11 protein-coding genes and 2 pseudogenes are annotated in these 18111 nt (G+C 62.6%); 5 read left to right on the forward strand and 8 right to left on the reverse strand.

Annotated features, from left to right (window positions below):
* Positions 1-291: 291 nt before the first annotated feature.
* From ACFXS9_RS03280 to ACFXS9_RS03310, 7 genes and pseudogenes are all read right to left on the reverse strand, one after another.
* Positions 292-1134, reverse strand: a complete 843-nt coding sequence (locus tag ACFXS9_RS03280; RefSeq protein WP_392685128.1) for an amidohydrolase family protein — start codon at positions 1132-1134, stop codon at positions 292-294.
* A 205-nt stretch (positions 1135-1339) separates the two neighbouring features.
* Entirely contained in the window at positions 1340-2194 is an 855-nt protein-coding gene (locus tag ACFXS9_RS03285) for a DnaJ domain-containing protein (RefSeq protein WP_392685131.1), read from the reverse strand.
* A 282-nt stretch (positions 2195-2476) separates the two neighbouring features.
* On the reverse strand, positions 2477-2971 hold the full coding sequence (locus tag ACFXS9_RS03290) for a hypothetical protein (RefSeq protein WP_392685134.1): 495 nt from the start codon (positions 2969-2971) through the stop codon (positions 2477-2479).
* Between the two features lie 99 nt (positions 2972-3070).
* The gene (locus ACFXS9_RS03295) at positions 3071-3379 is read right to left on the reverse strand and encodes a hypothetical protein (RefSeq protein ID WP_392685137.1); all 309 of its coding nucleotides are present in this window, start codon (positions 3377-3379) and stop codon (positions 3071-3073) included.
* Between the two features lie 149 nt (positions 3380-3528).
* Entirely contained in the window at positions 3529-4263 is a 735-nt protein-coding gene (locus ACFXS9_RS03300) for a hypothetical protein (RefSeq protein ID WP_392685140.1), read from the reverse strand.
* Positions 4264-4313: 50 nt separating this feature from the next.
* On the reverse strand, positions 4314-6704 hold the full coding sequence (locus ACFXS9_RS03305) for an ATP-binding protein (protein ID WP_392687226.1): 2391 nt from the start codon (positions 6702-6704) through the stop codon (positions 4314-4316).
* An 18-nt stretch (positions 6705-6722) separates the two neighbouring features.
* A pseudogene (locus ACFXS9_RS03310) lies at positions 6723-6848 on the reverse strand (zinc ribbon domain-containing protein); the annotation flags it as partial.
* Between the two features lie 1205 nt (positions 6849-8053).
* Here ACFXS9_RS03310 and ACFXS9_RS03315 point away from each other — a divergent pair.
* Positions 8054-9433, forward strand: coding sequence for a cation-efflux pump (locus ACFXS9_RS03315; RefSeq protein WP_392685143.1), 1380 nt, complete (start codon positions 8054-8056; stop codon positions 9431-9433).
* 191 nt (positions 9434-9624) lie between these two features.
* On the forward strand, positions 9625-11934 hold the full coding sequence (locus ACFXS9_RS03320; RefSeq protein WP_392685146.1) for a PAS domain-containing sensor histidine kinase: 2310 nt from the start codon (positions 9625-9627) through the stop codon (positions 11932-11934).
* Between the two features lie 2 nt (positions 11935-11936).
* Here the strand turns inward: ACFXS9_RS03320 and ACFXS9_RS03325 are convergent, their stop codons facing one another.
* Positions 11937-12827, reverse strand: coding sequence for a LysR family transcriptional regulator (locus tag ACFXS9_RS03325; protein WP_057847652.1), 891 nt, complete (start codon positions 12825-12827; stop codon positions 11937-11939).
* Positions 12828-13192: 365 nt separating this feature from the next.
* On the opposite strand from ACFXS9_RS03325, the gene ACFXS9_RS03330 reads away from it, so the two are divergent.
* The 3 genes and pseudogenes from ACFXS9_RS03330 to fdhF all read left to right on the forward strand — a co-directional run bounded on the left by ACFXS9_RS03330 (position 13193) and on the right by fdhF (position 18108).
* Positions 13193-13669 carry a formate dehydrogenase subunit gamma gene (locus ACFXS9_RS03330; RefSeq protein WP_392685150.1) on the forward strand — a complete coding sequence of 159 codons (477 nt, stop codon included), beginning with the start codon at positions 13193-13195 and terminating at the stop codon, positions 13667-13669.
* Positions 13666-15222 (forward strand): formate dehydrogenase beta subunit, encoded by a 1557-nt coding sequence (locus tag ACFXS9_RS03335; protein ID WP_392685153.1) that lies wholly within the window; start codon positions 13666-13668, stop codon positions 15220-15222. Before ACFXS9_RS03330 ends, ACFXS9_RS03335 begins: the two co-directional genes overlap by 4 nt.
* 10 nt (positions 15223-15232) lie before the next feature.
* A pseudogene (gene fdhF / locus ACFXS9_RS03340) lies at positions 15233-18108 on the forward strand (formate dehydrogenase subunit alpha).
* Positions 18109-18111: the final 3 nt, after the last annotated feature.

Below are 18111 nucleotides of genomic sequence, written 5' to 3' on the forward strand. Positions count from 1 at the left end.
GGTTTCCAGCCACGATTCCAGCGCAGCTCCGCAGACCTTGCAGATCGCGTCACCCGTATGCGGCACCAAGAACTTCTCTTCAGTGCGACTGTACTCGGCGCCGCAAGTGCATTGCACAATTGTCGCCATTGCAAAAATATATGCTTCGGACCGCCAATTTTCCAGCCCGGCACTCTGCCAGAACTGCCTGTTCGTAGTCCGCCCCAGAGTGTTGCCATGTCTGGCTGGTTTGATGCCGGCCAGACACGTGCGCGCAAAGTGTCATGGCTCGCGCAAGGCGGACTACGTGCGCTAACCTTTCTTCGGTGACCAGCCATAAGCCTTGATGCAGGCGCCGCCCATCAACATGGCCCGCTCGGTCTCGCTCAGGCGGCTGGTTTTGAGGAAGGGCTCGACGGCCTGCTCGTAGTCGACGACGGCGAATGCCCGCGTCCAGTCCGTGCCCCACAAGCAGCGCTCGAAACCCCAGGCATCGAACACGCGGGCCAGCGGGTCCCAGATATCAGGATAAGGATACGGCTCGCGGGACAGCGTGCAGGCGCCGCTGACCTTGATCACAGCGTTCGGTCGCTCAGCGAGTTCCAGCACCTTCGGAAGGTCGGCCCATGGTTCGGGCGGCGCCGGCGGCACGCGTGGCTGCAGGATACCTAGATGGTCGATGATGAACCGCGTGTCGGGGTGGCGATCGATCAGCGCCCTGCCCGCGTCCAGATTGTCCCAGCAGTGGAGGTTGACCGGAAAATCATGGCGAACCGCTGCGCGCGCAATCCGGTCGAGGCCGGGATCTTCAGGCGAGCGGCGCGCCTCCTTCGTCAGCATGATGCGGATTCCGACCGTGCCCGGCGTCTTCTTCCACTCCGCGACGACGTCGGCCACATCAGGATCATCGGGGTCGACCGGCTTGACGATGGCGAGCCGGTCGGGATGCGCCCGTTGCACCTCCACGGCATAACTGGCGTCGTAGCGGTACAACGAAAAAGCGGAGATGAAGATCGCGCCGTCGACGCCAACCTTGTCCATCGCCGCCACCATCTCGTCACCCGTGACGTGACCGGGCCAGTTCGGCACACTGTGCCAAGGCCGCTTCGGACTGTTCGCCTCGTAGGCGTGGACCTGGGAATCGACAATCGTCATTGGCGCCTCCGCTCTTTGCCAGGCAATTTGGACAATGCGGCCGGCCCCTGTCCAGTGGGCAAAGGCGCCGAGCAGATCAGCGCCTTGTCCGCCGTAGGTTCAAGAGCAAAGGTAAAAAGGCGGAAACGTAATCCGCCATCCTTGTTTGAGATGCAGCGCGGATGACGTGGGAGCCTGTCATCGGGCCGCGCTTTGCGCAGACCCGTTAGCGTGCGCTTGCGTCGGAAAGGATCTTGTTTCGATTCAAGGCATCAATGCGCTTGGCTTCGGCGACGTCGGAAAATGCACCCTTTAGATCGCCCATGCGGTGCAAAACAATCCCGCGATCAACATAGCAATCCGAACAAGCGGGATCCTGCTGGATCGCTAGATCGAAATTGGCCAGCGCAATGTAGAGATCCCCATTGCGATACGCGGAGACGGCCCGTTCTCGATAATAGTTGACGTCCTTGGGCCCCGATTCGCGACCCGGGGAAACATCTCTTGCAGGGGCACTGCCGATCGTTACCGCAGGTGAAATACTGGCCAGCCTGGCCGGCTCTTCGAGGTCCTGCGGGTTCACGTCGGGCTTCATGCCGGCTGCGGCATCTTCAAACTTGTCGCCTGAGTTCGCTCGCTCCTGTGAGGACAGCTCGGTCGATCTGACGGCAGCAGTCTGCGCTGGTTCGCGCCGGGATATCTCAGTTACGTGTGCCGAAGCGAGAGGCAGCCTGTCGACAGGCTTGAGCAAGAGGTAGCCCGCAATAAACACGACCGAGGCAAGCGCACTCGCCATCGCATCAACGCCAAGCCTGCGGATGCCAGCGGAGAAGATACCGCGCTTTGGCTTCTGGCGTTGCTGCCGGTGCGCGACTTCGAGCAGCCGATCATAGGCCTCTCGTTGCCGATTATCGCTCAGAATGGCGTTGGCGCGAACGATCCGCCTGAACGTTTGTGCAGCTTCCGGATTGCCCGGGTTGAGGTCAGGATGGTTTGCCTTGGCCGCCTTGCGAAATGCAACTCTCAAATCTTCCGCGTTGTCGTCCGGAAGTGCACCAATAATATCGTAAAGAGTTTTCATAATTTCTCTCTGAAAAACTACTACTTCCCGAAAATCCCCTCCCAGCCCAAAATGCTTTGGAATCAAGCCCCATAAGCAAAAACGTGAAACGGCGGCATGGCAAAAGAACGGCAAAATTAAGGACGAATGCCGCGCCATTGTCATCTGGAAGACACAGGCCTTACAGACGCCGGGCAATTGCTGCTGAATACAATTTAGAAGTGAGCGCCGGGCCTGCGCGCGCGGGTCATGCGGCGTGCTGAGACACGCAGCCGACAGCGACGCTCTGGCTATCCTGGGTTGCTATCGGACCGGCGTCTGCTGTCGAACCGGTTCGACTTCGCATGTTGCGGACGCCTGCAGCAAGATCAGGCGGTCGCGCGCAGCCTTCTCTGCATCCTGATAGCACTGTCGCTCGTATTCGACCTTCAAGCGGGTCCATTGATCCGGATCCACGGTCTTGAGATCGGATCTTTTGAACTCGCAATCGGGTGCCGGCTGCGGGGAAAGCAACGCCGGATCCGGGCGCCGAATTCTCGGCTCGGCAAATCGATGCTGTTCAGAGTGTCGGCGGGTGCGCACGGCCGCACGGGTGGGAGGCGCTTTGACTTCGCGCTGGGCTGGAGTGAATTCATGCTGCGCCGGATTACGCGCGCAACCGGCAACCGAGATCGAACACAAGATAGCGCAGGCAGCCAGCAATTTTGGAGCGTGCGATTTCAGGCTGGCGACATGCAGCCGCTCACCTACAAACTCACAAAAGCTCTGAGTGCAAAGCGCTGCACCAACGATCGCCATGATAATGATTCCGGATCACCGCGAGCTTTGCTGAAGCGCTGATCAAAATGGAATTCCGCGGAACGCGGCAAATCATGCACAGAAAATTTGAATCGAGCTCTAATAATTACGATGAATCAAATCTAAATCGTCTGCGACGACGTCGGCCACATCAGGGTCATCAGGGTCCACCGGCTTGACGATGGCGAACCGGCCTGGATGAGCCCGCTGCACCTCCACGGCATAACTGGCGTCGTAGCGGTACAAGGAAAAGGCGGAGATGAAGATCGCGCCGTCGACGCCAACCTTGTCCATCGCCGCCACCATCTCGTCACCCGTGACGTGGCCGGGCCAGTTCGGCACACTGTGCCAGGGCCGCTTCGGACTGTTCGCCTCGTAGGCGTGGACCTGGGAAGCGATGATGGGCATCGGGGGCCTCCGGTTTGTCGCAAGGGATTTCGGACAAGGCGGATGGCTCGTGTCCAGATCCCAAGGATGCGGCGCTGCAATGCGTCTGGCAGCGCGCTGGATCAGCGCCTGATCCGCCGCATCTTAAGCGGACGACGACGAAGGCACTATCAACGAAGCTCACCGAGCAAGGCCTTGGCCTTTCGCAGGTCGCTTGTGTCAAATCCTTCGGTGAACCAATCGTAGATGGGCGCGAGAAGGTCACGCGCCATTTTCCGTTTGCCCTGACGGCTCAAGAGCCACGCCGAGCTGGTTGCCGCGCGCAATTCCCACGACTTTGCATGCTGCGCTCGCGCAATGGCCAGGGAATGCTCGAAATACGCTTGCGCCTTCGCCTCGTCCCGCTGCGGCGACTTGAGCGCGATTTCACCGGCAACGCGATGAGCCTCGGCCTCGCACCATCTTTCCTTGGTTGCTTGCATCGCTGTCATTGCGTTGCCGATGCAGCGCCAGGCGTCATCGAACTGGCCCGAGTCCGCATGGGCGATTGCCAACATGAACTCCTGCTCCGGTGTAAATATCGTCGATCCGGCCGACCTCCATAAATCAATACCCGCCGTGACCGTCTCGACGGCTTTCGCGGCTCCCGTGAGGGTTAGGATATAGCCCCGCCGTAACACGCCTTCCGCCTTCCGGAACGGGGCGCCTTTCTCCTCCGCTAATGCGACAAGCTCTTTGAGATGCTCGTTTGCCGCGTGATAATTCCCGCAGTAGGTATTAACAAGAATCGGAAAATTCAGCGTGAACATCAAAGTGGCGGCATGATCAATCTGGCGCGCTTCCATTAGCGCGCAGTCTGCGTCGTTCATCGCAGCTTCGGGATAACCGAGCAGCCACGAGGCCATTGAACGAAAGGCCAAGCACGTTACCCGGAGGTCCTGGCCAAATCGCGTCATCAATCGCCGGTGTTCGGCGGGGCGATAGAGGGCGAGAGCTCCATCGTAGTGCGCCTTGGCTTCAACGAGATCCCCCTCAACGCCAGCGTACTGGCCATGGTACGGTGCCCGATCAAGAGCGGGACCGCTGCTCCCTCCTTCTCGCCAAGCTCCAGAAACCGGCTTGCGAGCTCGCGCGCCGCATCACCATCGAAATTTATGAAATTGACGATCCACTGGCCAAAGAGGGCCGAGAGGAGCAGCGAAGGGTCATCGGGAGACTCTCCAAGCTGTTCCGCTTGTTCGATAAACGCCCTCGCCTGCGCCACGGCAGTCTTGGTTTCGGGAGCGCCATATCCTTTGACATGCATCAGCGTGTTCACGAGCGCGACTTGCAGAATGATCTGCTCGCGCCGCAGGTCGGGCGTGCTGGGCAAGGTTGCTAGTTGCGCCAGCGCCTGACCAAGCTGTTCTGCTGCTTCGATCAGCGCCGAGCGCTCCTGTGACCGCAGTCCTGCCTTGCCCCACAGATACGCTGACTTCGCGATCAGGTCGGCCTTTGTGTAGTGACGCGCGAGCAACTCGGGCTGGCTCTCGGCTATTTCCGGGAACTGACTTTCAAGGATTTCGGCGATACGCGCGTTCAGCGCGCGCCTCGGCTCTCGCAGCAGCGTACTGTAGGCTGCGTCCTGCACAAGCGCATGCTTGAACAGGTAGCTCGCATGCGGCGGGATACCCTGTCGAAACAACAGGCCCGCTGCAATAAGCCGGTGAAGGTCGGCATCCAATTCCGCTTCCGGCTTTCGCGCGACCGCCGCCAGCAACATGTGAGGAAATTCCCGGCCGATCGCCGCACCGACCTGCGCGACGTCTTTCGCTGGGCCGAGCCGGTCGAGCCGCGACATCAGCGAAGCCTGCAGGCTAGCCGGAACTGCTACGACAGGCGTCGGTGCCGCTGCGCAGGCCCGCTGCACATCACTCTCACCCTCTGCGTCCAGCACCGCCTTGGTCATCTCCTCGGCGAACAGTGGAATGCCGTCGGTGCGCTCGATGATGTCCTGGCGGATGTCCGCCGGCAACGATCGGTCGCCGACGACGCCCTCGATGAGGGAATGGATGTCGCACGGCGTCAGCCGATGGAGGGTCAGCTCACTCACGTGCGGCCGTCCGATCCAGGACGGCCTGAATTCCGGCCTGAAAGTAACGAGTATCAACAGCCGGCGATTCACGGCCAGGTCGACCGCCCTCGCGAAAAATTCGAGGCTGGTTGGATCGGTCCAATGCGCGTCTTCGAAGATCATCAGCACGGGATGGATCCGCGCCAGCGCCTCGATGTGCGAACCAAGAGCCTTCAGCGTTTTCTCTCGGCGGAGCTGCGGCTCAACTTCAACCGGAGGGTAGCGTCCATCGCTGGGTAGCGACAGCATTTCGGCAAACAGCGCCGCATGCTCTGAAGGCGTCGAGCTTTGCGCCAGCAGCGCGTCAAGCTTGTCCGCTTTCGCTTGCTGGCTGTCATCGTGAGCAAAACCGGCGGCGCGCGACATCTCCCCGATCACCGGATAGAGCGTGCTGTCGGTATGCTGCGGCGAGCAGAAGTACTGCAGCCGAATGTGCGGCTCGCGAGCAAGCTGTTCCAACAGCGCGACGGCGAGCCGTGATTTGCCGATCCCCGCTTCACCCGAGAGCAGCACCACCTGACCTTCGCCACCCTTGGCCCGCTTCCATCGGCTCAGAATTAGCTCCATTTCTTCATCACGGCCGATCAGAGGCAGTACATCACAGCTTTGGAGAGCGTGCGATCGGCTGGTCACTGTTGTCTTGCCGGCGACTTGCCAGGCAGCGACCGGTTTTGCAGATCCCTTGATCTCGACTTTACCGAGATCGAGATACTCGAATTGCGGTCCCGCGATCGTCTTTGTACGACCCGAGATAACAACGCTACCGGGCCGTGCGAGCGATTGCAGTCGGGCGGCAAGATTCGGGGTGTCGCCGAGGATACCATGCTCCTCGGAAATCGCGCTGTCGGACATATCGCCGACGATCGCCACGCCCGTTGCAATACCGACGCGCGCGCTCAACTTCTCTTTCGCGGGCAAGGCGGCGATCGCCTGCACCAGTGCAAGGCTTGCTTGAACAGCACGCTCTGCGTCGTCTTCGTGTGCCTGAGGATAGCCAAAGCATACGATCGCGCCGTCCCCATGATGTCGCGCGACAAAGCCGTCGAAGCTGGCAATGATTTCAGTAATGCAGCGCCGGTAGTCGGCGATGATTGCGCTGAAGTCTTCGGGATCGAGCCTTGCGGACAGCGCAGTCGATCCGACCAGGTCACAAAACAGTACGGTAAGCTGTCGGCGCTCGATCGGGCGCGAGTCCCGCGCCAATGGCACCACCGCAGGAGAAGCCGCGCGCAATCTGGTTCCGCAATCGCGGCAGAACTTGTTCAGCGCTGGGTTTGCCGCACCGCAGGCCAAGCAGCGCCGCACGACTGCCGCTCCACACTGCCCACAAAATTTGCTTTGCTCCGAGACTTCGGCGGCGCAATTCGTGCATTGCATCCGGACCTCGACGGATATCAGTAGCAGCGGCTACAATGCTCCGGAAGTCGAGGAAACAGTATGATCTCGGTCACAACTCCAGGTGTTCCATCTCTATGGATTCTAAAGCGGAATCCAGCGTTTGGAGTTGACCATGTCAGATCGACCTCTGAAACGCGGGTGGTGTGTCTGCCCGCGCTGGGTGGGCGAATGATTTTTGCAAAGCTCGGGCATCTCGCCGCGAGAATCGTCCACTTACGTAGGACCCGCGCCCCGGCGTGACCACCAATGTAAGCCAGAACTTACAAACAGCTATTGACGCGATCTAAGAATCTCAAAATGGCGGCGCGCCCAAAAATCGATTTTTCTTCAAAGATCGATTTTCCCCAACAACTTCAACGTGATTTGCCCCGTCCAGTCGTGCCCGCAAAAGTATTCCGCTTCGCGCCAGACCCAAATCACCCCTACAACTCCCGGCGTCCCGTCCCAACAAGAGGGGCGTTGGCCATCGTCACGAACGTGGGGCGGGATGCGGTGGACGCGGCGGCGTCGGCGCGAGAAGTTGTTCGCAGGGCGACTCTTCGGCCGTGAGCGGACACCGCGCGCAGGACGTACGGCGCTGACGCGTACGGCAAAACCGTGTGGTCCTGACACCCGTGGCTGGTGCCAAGCTGACGGAGGTGCGTCGAACCCAACCGGATTCGACAAGCCTTTAATCCGGCAGCGATGGAGGCAAGAGGAATTCGTCTCCAGGGAGAGCTCGGCATAAGCCGTAAAACCACTGCGCAGGGAATGCCGGAGTGCCTCGGCGGTACCTGTATGCTCGTGTGCGTTTCTTTTGCGCTATTTGCACACGAGACCGCGGGTGCAGCAAGCACCCGGCATTCCCTGCGCCCTCTTCCTGTAGGGCGAATGAATTTGCAAAGCTCGGGCGGATTGCGCCGCGAGAATGCGGAGGCGTGTCCAATGCGCGCAATTCTATCGTCGTCCCGGCCAAGCGAAGCGCGAGCCGGGACCCATAGCCACAAGTGTCCATGTTGCGCGACGCTGGTGCTACAGCTTCGCCTACAACAGGCATCGGTGGCTATGGGTCCCTGCTTTCGCAGGGGCGACGCGGTGAATTTAACTTAGAACAATTCGCAACAAATCGCTCCTGCAAGTGAGTGGCGATTGCGTATCCAACTGTCAGCTTTAATCCCACACAGCGCCCTGCTAAACCGCCGGCCATGACCACTATCCCCACCATAAAGACCAATGTCGCCGCGATCTCGATCTTCGCCAGCGCCGGCATGGCTGCGGCGAAGTTCGCGGTTGGTATCGCGATCGGCTCGCTCGCGCTGATCTCGGAGGCGCTGCATTCCTCCGTCGACGTGATCGCGACCGTCATCACGTGGCTCGTAGTGCGAGTATCCGACCAACCCGCCGACGAGGAACATCATTACGGCCACGGCAAGTTCGAGAGCCTGTCGGCGCTGTTCGTCATCGCGCTGCTCTACGTGCTGGCCGGCGGCATCCTGGTCGAATCCTGGAGCCGGCTGCGCGAAGGTGCGCCGCCGCCGACGATATCGGCTGTCCCCTTCGTCGTGCTGGTTATCGATATCGCGGTCAATTTCTGGCGCGCGCGGGCGCTGCATCGCACGGCGCGGCAGACGCGGAGCCAGGCGCTGGCGGCGGACGCGCTGCATTTCGCGTCCGACGTGCTCGGCTCGCTCGCCGTCATCGCCGGCCTGGTGCTGACCGGGCTCGGCTATGCCTGGGGCGACTCGGTTGCCGCCATCGCCGTGGCCGTCATGATATCGATCCTCGGCCTGAGGCTCGGGCGCTCCACCGTCGAAACCCTGCTCGACCGCGCGCCGGCGGGCGCGTCGGAAAAAGCGGCCGCGGCGATCCGCGCGGTGCCCGGCGTGGTCGACGTCGAACGCGTGCGCGTGCGCATGGTCGGGCCGACGCATTTCATCGACGCCATCGCAAAGGTGCCGCGCACCTACCCGATCGACCGCGTCGAGGCGATCAAGAAGACCGCGCAAGTCGCGGTCACGCAAGCGCTCGGCGACGCCGACCTCACCTTCACCGCAGTGCCGGTGGTGCGCGACAATGAGAGCGTGCGCGAGCGCATCATGGTGATCGCCCGCAATTCCGGTCTCGCCGTCCATCATGTCACCGTGCACGATCTCGGCGACCGCCTGATTGTCGGCATCGACCTCGAAGTCGACGGCGACATGGAACTCACCGCCGCGCACGCCATCGCCCACGACCTGGAGCGCAGCATTCGCGAGGACTTTGGCGAGGACGTCGAGGTCGACACCCATATCGAGCCGCTCGAGCCGGAGCTTCCGCACGGTACCGATGCCGCGCCGGAACGCGTCGAAACCATCAAGGCCGCGCTGTCTCGCTTTGCCGGCGGCAACGGCGCGATCCATGACATTCACAATGTGCGGGTCCGCGACACCGATGCTGGCGAAATCGTCAACTTCCATTGCCGCGCTGCGCCATCGATGAGCGTGATCAAGGTGCATGAGAACGTCGACGAGATCGAGCGCGCGCTGCGCCGCGCGTTCCCGTCGATCAAGCGCGTCATCAGCCATGCCGAGCCGCCGCGCGCGTAGGTTTGCGGGCCCGTTCCCGTTTCGGACTCGCATCGAGCGTGCCTTAATTCGTGTTGGACAACATTTATTTCGAATTAACGAATCGTTGACTCTCGACAGCCCGAAAAAAGTGGATTCAAATCGGCATGATTCGGAAGCTACGGGGTGCTTCCGGACAATGTGCAAAAGAGCCTTCGGCGGGGGTCTAAAGCATGGCGCGCGCGCATGCGGCGAACGCGTGCGTCCAATCCGATTCGATCAAAGGATTGGCGCAATCGATCGCAAAACCTGCCTACCACCGGCTGCTCACCGCAGAGCCGGCGCTTCGCCGCGCCGTGCCCACGCTCATCATCGCCTTCCTGATCACGATCTGCCTCGGCGCCTTCGTGCAGGTGATCGACCAGAGCCGGCAGAAGCGCGCCGCCATGAAGCGCGATCTCTCCGCGGTCACCGAGCTCCTGGCCGAACGGCTCGACCGCTTCGCTTCGGTCCGGCAGGATCGCGCCGCCAATATCGAGCGGCTGCAGAGCCTGCTGCCCGACCTGATCCCGGCCTGGGGCGTCGCGAGCGGCCGCCACGTCATCATCACCGGCTCGGATCACCGGATTCTGGCCCGCGTTCCCGTCGAAGGCAGCCTTGGCGGCGATCGCATCCTCGACGTCATCAGCACAGCGCAACTGCTCGCCACGCCCGGCCAGCAGGGCGTCGTCAGCGACATGACGCTGCCGAACGGCAACGGCGCCGTGGCGATCTCGCGGTTGGTCAAATCGCTGCCCGGCATGGTCATCGTCATCCAGGAACGGAACGAGCCGCTGTGGGGTTCGGATGCCGCCCTGTCGGTGACGCTGTCGGCCACCACCGGCTTCGTCGTGCTGATCCTCGGCTTCGCCTTCCACTGGCAATCGACCCGTGCCCGCGAGGGCGACCTGATCAACGACGCGGTCCGCGGCCGGATCGATACCGCGCTCAACCGCGGCCGCTGCGGATTGTGGGACTGGGACCTCTCGCGCGGCCGCATCTTCTGGTCGGCATCGATGTTCACGATGCTCGGCCTCGACTCCCGCAACGACCTCCTTACCTTCGGCGAAGTCAACGCGCTGGTGAAATCCGACGACATCGACCTGTTCGCGATCGCCGACCAGATGATCGCCGGCAAGATCACCCACATTGACCAGAGCTTCCGCATGCAGCACACCGGCGGCCACTGGATCTGGCTGCGCGTGCGCTGCGAGCTCAGTCACACCTCGGCCGATGGCGGCCTGCATTTGATCGGCATCGCGGTCGACATCACCGAGCAGAAGAGCCTCGCCGAGAAGACCGTGGAAGCCGACCTCAGGCTGCGCGACGCGATCGAAACCATTCCGGAAGCCTTCGTGCTGTGGGACGCGGAAGATCGCCTCGTGCTCTGCAACTCGCATTTCCAGCGCCTGCACAAATTGCCCGATACGGCGGTGACCCCCGGCACGTCGTACGAGACCGTGATCGAGGTCGGCAGCATGCCGGAGGTTCGCACCAGACTGCAGGAGACCGGCGCGCAAGCGCCGGGAGCCCGAACATTCGAGGCGCAGCTCGACGACGGAAGCTGGCTGCATATCAGCGAGCGCCGCACCAAGGACGGCGGCTACGTCTCGGTCGGCACCGACATCACGCGCATCAAGGCGCACGAGCAGAAGCTGATCGAAAACGACGCCCGCCTGCGCGCCAACGTGCTCGACCTGAAGCGCTCGCAGGCGGAATTGGCCGATCTGGCGGAAAAATATTCGCAGGAGAAGAACCGCGCCGAGGAGGCCAACCAGGCGAAATCGAAATTCCTCGCCAATATGAGCCACGAGCTGCGCACCCCGCTGAACGCCATCATCGGCTTCTCCGAGATCATGGGCAGCGGCATGTTCGGCGTGCTCGGCTCCGACAAGTATCAGGAGTACTGCCACGACATCCTGACCAGCGGCAAATACCTGCTCGAAGTCATCAACGACATCCTCGACATGTCGAAGATCGAGGCCGGCCGCATGAAGCTCGACATGGAGCAGCTCGACCTGTCGAAGATCCTGGCGGAGTCGCTGCGCGTGGTGTCCGGACGCGCCGAGGACAAGAACCTGACGCTGGACGCGGATATCGAAAGCACCATTTCCGTGATGGCCGACCGCCGCGCGGTCAAGCAGATCTTCGTCAACCTGCTGTCCAATGCCGTAAAATTCACCCCCGACGACGGCAAGGTCACCGTGCGCAGCCATGTGCTGCCCAACTCGATCGTTCTGATGATCGCCGATACCGGCATCGGCATCGCGCCCGCTTCGCTGCAGCGGCTGGGCAAGCCGTTCGAACAGGTCGAAAGCCAGCTCACCAAGACCTACCAGGGCTCGGGCCTGGGACTAGCCATCGCGCGGTCGCTGACGAGTCTGCATGGCGGCACGATGCGGCTGCGCTCCAAGCTCGGCACCGGCACCGTCGTCCGCATCGTGCTGCCGTGCGAACCGCAACAGCCGAAAACAAAAGCAAAGGCCGAGGCCGAGGCCGCCTGATTTTACGCCAGCGTCGGCGCCACCTCGCGGGCGACCTGCACCAGCGCCGCGATCAGCGGCGTCATCGGGTCGCGCTGCGGGATCACCATACCGATGCTGTAGTCCACGACGGGATCGACGATCGGAATGCTGCGGACGGAGTCGGCGAGCCCCAGCGTCTCCGCAAGCTTGGCCGGCATCACGCTCGCCCAGCGCCCGGTCTTCACGTGCGTGTAGAGCACCAGCAGCGAGTTCGAGGTCAGCGTCGGCGTGGCCTCGGCTCCGACGGAGGCCAACGCGCGATCGATGATGCGGCGGTTCTGCATGTCCGGCGTCAACAGGCACAGCGGCACCTGCCCGACCTCCTTCCAGGTGACCTGCTTGCGGTCGCCAAACATGGCGTCGGGCGCCGTCAGCAGGCGATAGCTTTCGTTGTAGAGCGGAATGGTGCGAACCTTGCCGATCGGCTCGTTCTCGATATAGGTCAGCCCGGCATCGACCTCGAGATTTTCGAGAAGGCCCAGCACGTCGGCCGACGTGCAGGACTGGATGCGAAAGCGCACGTCCGGGTATCGCGCGCGGTACGGCGTCGTAAGCTGCGCCACCATGCCGAGCACGGTCGGGATCGCGGCGATCCTGATTTCGCCGGAGAGCTTGTCCTTGAGGCTGTTGATCTCCTGCCGCATCGCGCGCGCGTCGCCGACGATGCGCCGCGCCCAGTCGAGCGTGCGCTCGCCCTCCGGCGTAAAGCCCTGAAAGCGGGAGCCGCGCTGCACCAGCATGACGCCGAGAATTTCCTCGAGCTGCTTGAGGCTGGTCGACATGGTCGGCTGGGTGACGCCGCAGGCTTCCGCCGCCCGCCCAAAATGCCGCTCCTTTGCCAGCGCCAGCAGAAGTTCAAGCTTGTCGATCACCGAGAAAATCCCACGAAATTTGGCCGTATGGGCGGTCGCCCAAGTGCCACAAATAGCACGGGCGTGAAGGCGCCAATACTTCAAAACGGCGTCCGGGGGACGGAAATTCGACATTCATAATGTCCAATTTTTCGGCCCCATCGAGCGGGCGGGCTCGTAAGCGCTGCATACGTATTCATCCCGCGTAACCCACCGCGCTTGTCGACCAAACGCCATCCCCTTGCCGTGTCGGTCATAGGCTTTGCCTATGTCTCATCTCACGCGCCGCTTCATCATGTTTTGAAATCGCAACATGAGACAGCTTTATTGATATCCCGCGCAATTCCCCTACTCATCGGCGCACACAACCTCTGATGAGAGCGAGAATGACATCAGCATACGAACCCTGGAATGACGCGCGCGGCGCTGAGATCATTGCCGAGCACGAGAAACTCGAAGGCGCGACGCTGGTGATCCTGCACGCGATGCAAGAGGCGTTCGGCTACGTGCCGGAGCCCGCCATTCCGATGATCGCATCCGCGCTTCGTCTTTCGCGCGCCGAGGTGCACGGCGTGTTCACGTTCTATCATGATTTTCGCCGCGAGCCCGCCGGCCGCCATGTGCTGAAACTGTGCCGTGCCGAGGCGTGCCAGGCCGCAGGTGGCGATGCGCTCGCCGCGCGCGCGGAAGCGACGCTCGGCATATCGGTCGGAAACACCACCACCGACGCGCGCGTCACGCTGGAGTCGATCTATTGCCTGGGCCTCTGCGCCACCGCGCCGTCGGCGATGCTCGATGGCCGCGTCGTCGGACGGCTGGATGAAGCGCGTCTCGATGCGCTGGTTGCGGAGGCGCAGCGATGACGATGCGCATCTTCGTTCCCCGCGATGCCGGTGCCCTCGCCGTAGGCGCCGATGAGGTAGCCGTAGCGCTGGAGCAGGCCGCCGCCAAATGCGGCATCGCCGTCGAGATCGTCAGAACAGGATCGCGTGGGCTCTATTGGCTCGAGCCGATGATCGAGGTCGCGACATTGCAAGGCCGCATCGCGTTCGGTCCAGTGACGGCAGCGGATGCGCCATCGGTGTTCCATGCTGTCAGCACCGGTGGCCCGCATCCGTTGCGGCTCGGTCTCACCGAAGAAATTCCCTGGCTGAAGCGCCAAACCCGCCTGACGTTCGCACGTTGCGGCGTGATCGATCCCCGCTCGATCGGGGACTACTGCGCCCATGATGGCTACAAGGGGTTGGAGCGCGCGCTGACCCTGACTTCCGACAAAATCCTTGCCGACGTCACCGCATCCGGCCTGCGCGGGCGTGGCGGCGCCGGCTTCCCGACCGGGATCAAGTGGAAGACGGTGGCGCAAGCCAGCGCCGACCGCAAATACATCGTCTGCAATGCCGACGAAGGCGATAGTGGCACGTTTGCCGACCGCATGATCATGGAAGGCGACCCCTTCGTTGTGATCGAAGGCATGACGATCGCGGGCATCGCCGTCGGCGCTACCAAGGGCTACATCTACATCCGATCCGAATATCCGCATGCAGTTGCGGCGATGAACGCCGCGATCACGGCCGCCAGACGTACCGGTTATCTCGGCGAGCGCATCGTCGGATCAAGCCATAGTTTCGACCTCGAAGTCCGGGTCGGCGCCGGCGCCTATGTCTGCGGCGAAGAGACCTCGCTCCTGGAGAGCCTCGAGGGTCGCCGCGGCATCGTCCGCGCCAAGCCGCCGCTGCCCGCGCACAAGGGCCTGTTCGGCCGGCCGACCGTCATCAACAACGTGCTGTCGTTTGCGGCAATCCCGTTCATCCTCGCCGGCGGCGCCAAAGCCTACGCGGATTTCGGCATGGGCCGTTCGCGCGGCACGATGCCGATCCAGCTCGCCGGCAATATCCGATATGGCGGGCTGTTCGAAACCGCATTCGGCGTCACGCTCGGCGAACTCGTCGAGGACATCGGCGGCGGCACGTTTACGGGCCGCCCGGTTCGTGCCGTGCAGGTCGGCGGACCGCTCGGGGCCTACTTTCCCCGCGCGCTGTTCGATACGCCGTTCGACTACGAAGCCTTCGCGGCGCGCGACGGGCTGATCGGCCATGGCGGCATCGTCGTGTTCGACGACAGCGTCGACATGGCGAAGCAGGCGCGCTTTGCGATGGAATTCTGCGCGGTCAGATCCTGCGGCAAGTGCACGCCGTGCCGGATCGGCTCGACGCGCGGGGTGGAGACCATCGACAAGATCATCCGCGGCGAACGCAGATCCGAAAACCTCGCCGTAGTCGAAGACCTCTGCAACACCATGAAATTCGGCTCGCTGTGCGCGCTCGGCGGCTTCACGCCCTACCCCGTGCTGAGCGCCCTCAAACATTTCCGGGAAGATTTTGGCCCGGCACCGGCCACCCTGCAGGCCGCGGAATAGGAGAAACGCCATGTCGCTGATCCAGGAAGTCGACTTCGGAACACCTCGCTCCAAATCCGAGACGATGGTCACCCTCACCATCGATGGGCAAAGCGTCACGGTGCCCGAGGGCACCTCGATCATGCGCGCGGCGATGGAAGCCGGCACGCGAGATCCCAAAACTCTGCGCCACCGACATGGTCGACGCCTTCGGCTCCTGCCGTCTCTGCCTGATCGAGATCGAGGGCCGCGCCGGCACGCCGGCCTCCTGCACCACGCCCGTGATGAACGGCCTGGTCGTGCACACCCAGACCGAGCGCCTGAAGAAGCTGCGCAAGGGCGTGATGGAGTTGTACATCTCCGACCACCCGCTGGACTGTTCTGACCTGCGCCGCCAACGGCGATTGTGAATTGCAGGATATGGCGGGCGCGGTCGGCTTACGCGACGTGCGCTACGGCTATGAGGGCGAGAACCACGTGTTCGCCAAGTCGGACGGTTGCCCCAATGACCATTGGATGCCGAAAGACGAATCCAATCCCTATTTCACCTACGATCCCTCGAAATGCATCGTCTGCTCGCGCTGCGTCCGCGCCTGCGAGGAAGTCCAGGGCACGTTCGCGCTAACGATCGCCGGCCGCGGATTCGACAGCCGTGTCTCGCCCGGCATGAGCGAAAGCTTCCTCGGCTCGGAATGCGTCTCTTGCGGTGCCTGCGTGCAGGCCTGCCCGACCGCCACACTGACGGAAAAATCCGTCATCGAGATCGGCCAGCCCGAGCGTTCCGTGGTGACCACGTGCGCTTATTGCGGCGTCGGCTGTGCCTTCAAAGCGGAGATGCGCGGCGAGGAAGTCGTGCGCATGGTGCCCTACAAAGACGGCAAGGCCAATCGCGGCCACTCCTGCGTCAAGGGACGCTTCGCCTGGGGCTATACCACACACAAGGAGCGCATCCTCAAACCGATGATCCGCGAGCGGATCGAGGATCCCTGGCGCGAGGTCTCGTGGGACGAGGCATTCAGCTTCGCCGCGGCGAAATTCAAGGGCATACAGAATAAGTATGGCCGCGACGCCGTCGGCGGCATCACCTCCTCCCGCTGCACCAATGAAGAAACCTACCTGGTGCAGAAACTGATCCGCGGCGGCTTTGGCAACAACAATGTCGATACCTGCGCCCGCGTCTGCCACTCGCCGACCGGTTACGGCCTTTCGACGACGTTCGGCACCTCGGCCGGCACGCAGGATTTTGACTCCGTCGAGCATACCGACGTCGTCATGGTGATCGGCGCCAATCCGGCCTCCGCACACCCGGTGTTCGCCTCGCGGCTGAAGAAGCGGCTGCGCCAGGGCGCCAAGCTGATCGTGGTCGATCCGCGCCGCACCGAGATGGTGGAGGCCCCTCACCTCAAGGCGTTGCATCTGCCGCTGATGCCCGGAACCAACGTTGCCGTGCTGACGGCGCTGGCGCATGTCATCGTTACCGAAGGACTCGTCGATGAAACCTTCGTGCGCGAGCGCTGCGACTGGAGCGAGTTCGAGGAATGGGCCGCGTTCGTGGCGCTGTCGAAGAACAGCCCCGAAGCTACCGCGATCATGACCGGTGTCGATCCGAAGGTGCTGCGCGAAGCAGCCCGGCTGTTCGCCACCGGCGGCAATGGCGCGATCTATTACGGCCTCGGCGTCACCGAGCACAGCCAGGGCTCGACCACCGTGATTGCGATCGCCAACCTCGCGATGGCGACCGGCAATATCGGCCGCCCCGGCGTCGGCGTGAATCCGCTGCGCGGCCAAAATAACGTCCAGGGCTCCTGCGACATGGGCTCGTTCCCGCACGAGCTGCCCGGCTATCGCCATATCTCGGGCGGGGCCGTACGCGACCAGTTTGAGGCGATGTGGAACGTCAAGCTCAATCCCGAGCCGGGCTTACGCATTCCCAACATGTTCGACGCCGCGATCGAAGGTACCTTCATGGGCCTCTATGTGCAGGGCGAAGACATCCTGCAGTCCGACCCCAACACCAAGCACGTGGTGGCGGCGCTATCGTCGATGGAATGCGTCATCGTGCATGACCTCTTCCTCAACGAGACCGCGAACTACGCCCATGTGTTCCTGCCGGGCTCGACCTTCCTGGAAAAGGACGGCACCTTCACCAACGCCGAGCGCCGCATCCAACGCGTGCGCAAGGTGATGACGCCCCGCAACGGACTTGCCGACTGGGAAGTCACGATCGGCCTCGCCAAGGCGATGGGCTACCACATGCACTACGATCATCCGTCACAGATCATGGATGAGATCGCGGCGCTGACGCCGACCTTTGCCGGCGTCTCTTACGCCAGGCTCGAAGAGCTCGGCTCGGTGCAGTGGCCCTGCAACGAGAACGCGCCGGAAGGCACGCCGGTGATGCATATCGACGGTTTCGTGCGCGGCAAGGGCAAGTTCGTCATCACAGAATATGTCCCGACCGACGAACGCACCGGGCCGCGCTTTCCGCTGCTGCTGACGACGGGCCGCATCCTCAGCCAGTACAATGTCGGCGCGCAGACCCGCCGCACCGATAATGTGGTCTGGCATGCCGAGGACCGGCTCGAAATCCATCCGCACGACGCCGAGCAGCGCGGCGTGCGCGACGGCGACTGGGTGCGGCTGGCGAGCCGCGCCGGTGAAACCACCCTGCGCGCGGAGATCACCGATCGCGTGGCGCCGGGCGTGGTCTACACCACCTTCCACCACCCGGACACCCAGGCCAACGTGATCACCACCGACTTTTCGGACTGGGCCACCAACTGTCCGGAATACAAGGTCACGGCCGTACAGATCTCGCCGTCGAACGGACCGTCCGACTGGCAGAAGGCCTATGACGGGCAGGCCCGCCACTCCCGCCGCATCCTGCCTGCGGAAGCAGCGGAGTAAGGC

It is taken from the genome of Bradyrhizobium sp. RDI18 (genome assembly GCF_043203335.1).
Classification (GTDB): Bacteria; Pseudomonadota; Alphaproteobacteria; order Rhizobiales; family Xanthobacteraceae; genus Bradyrhizobium; species Bradyrhizobium retamae.

Bases quoted from the DNA above. Each gene is read 5' to 3' on its own strand.
- ACFXS9_RS03280 (WP_392685128.1), bottom strand. From the start codon at position 1,134: ATGACGATTGTCGATTCCCAGGTCCACGCCTACGAGGCGAACAGTCCG.
- ACFXS9_RS03285 (WP_392685131.1), bottom strand. From the start codon at position 2,194: ATGAAAACTCTTTACGATATTATTGGTGCACTTCCGGACGACAACGCG.
- ACFXS9_RS03290 (WP_392685134.1), bottom strand. From the start codon at position 2,971: ATGGCGATCGTTGGTGCAGCGCTTTGCACTCAGAGCTTTTGTGAGTTT.
- ACFXS9_RS03295 (WP_392685137.1), bottom strand. From the start codon at position 3,379: ATGCCCATCATCGCTTCCCAGGTCCACGCCTACGAGGCGAACAGTCCG.
- ACFXS9_RS03300 (WP_392685140.1), bottom strand. From the start codon at position 4,263: ATGGCCTCGTGGCTGCTCGGTTATCCCGAAGCTGCGATGAACGACGCA.
- ACFXS9_RS03315 (WP_392685143.1), top strand. From the start codon at position 8,054: ATGACCACTATCCCCACCATAAAGACCAATGTCGCCGCGATCTCGATC.
- ACFXS9_RS03320 (WP_392685146.1), top strand. From the start codon at position 9,625: ATGGCGCGCGCGCATGCGGCGAACGCGTGCGTCCAATCCGATTCGATC.
- ACFXS9_RS03330 (WP_392685150.1), top strand. From the start codon at position 13,193: ATGACATCAGCATACGAACCCTGGAATGACGCGCGCGGCGCTGAGATC.
- ACFXS9_RS03335 (WP_392685153.1), top strand. From the start codon at position 13,666: ATGACGATGCGCATCTTCGTTCCCCGCGATGCCGGTGCCCTCGCCGTA.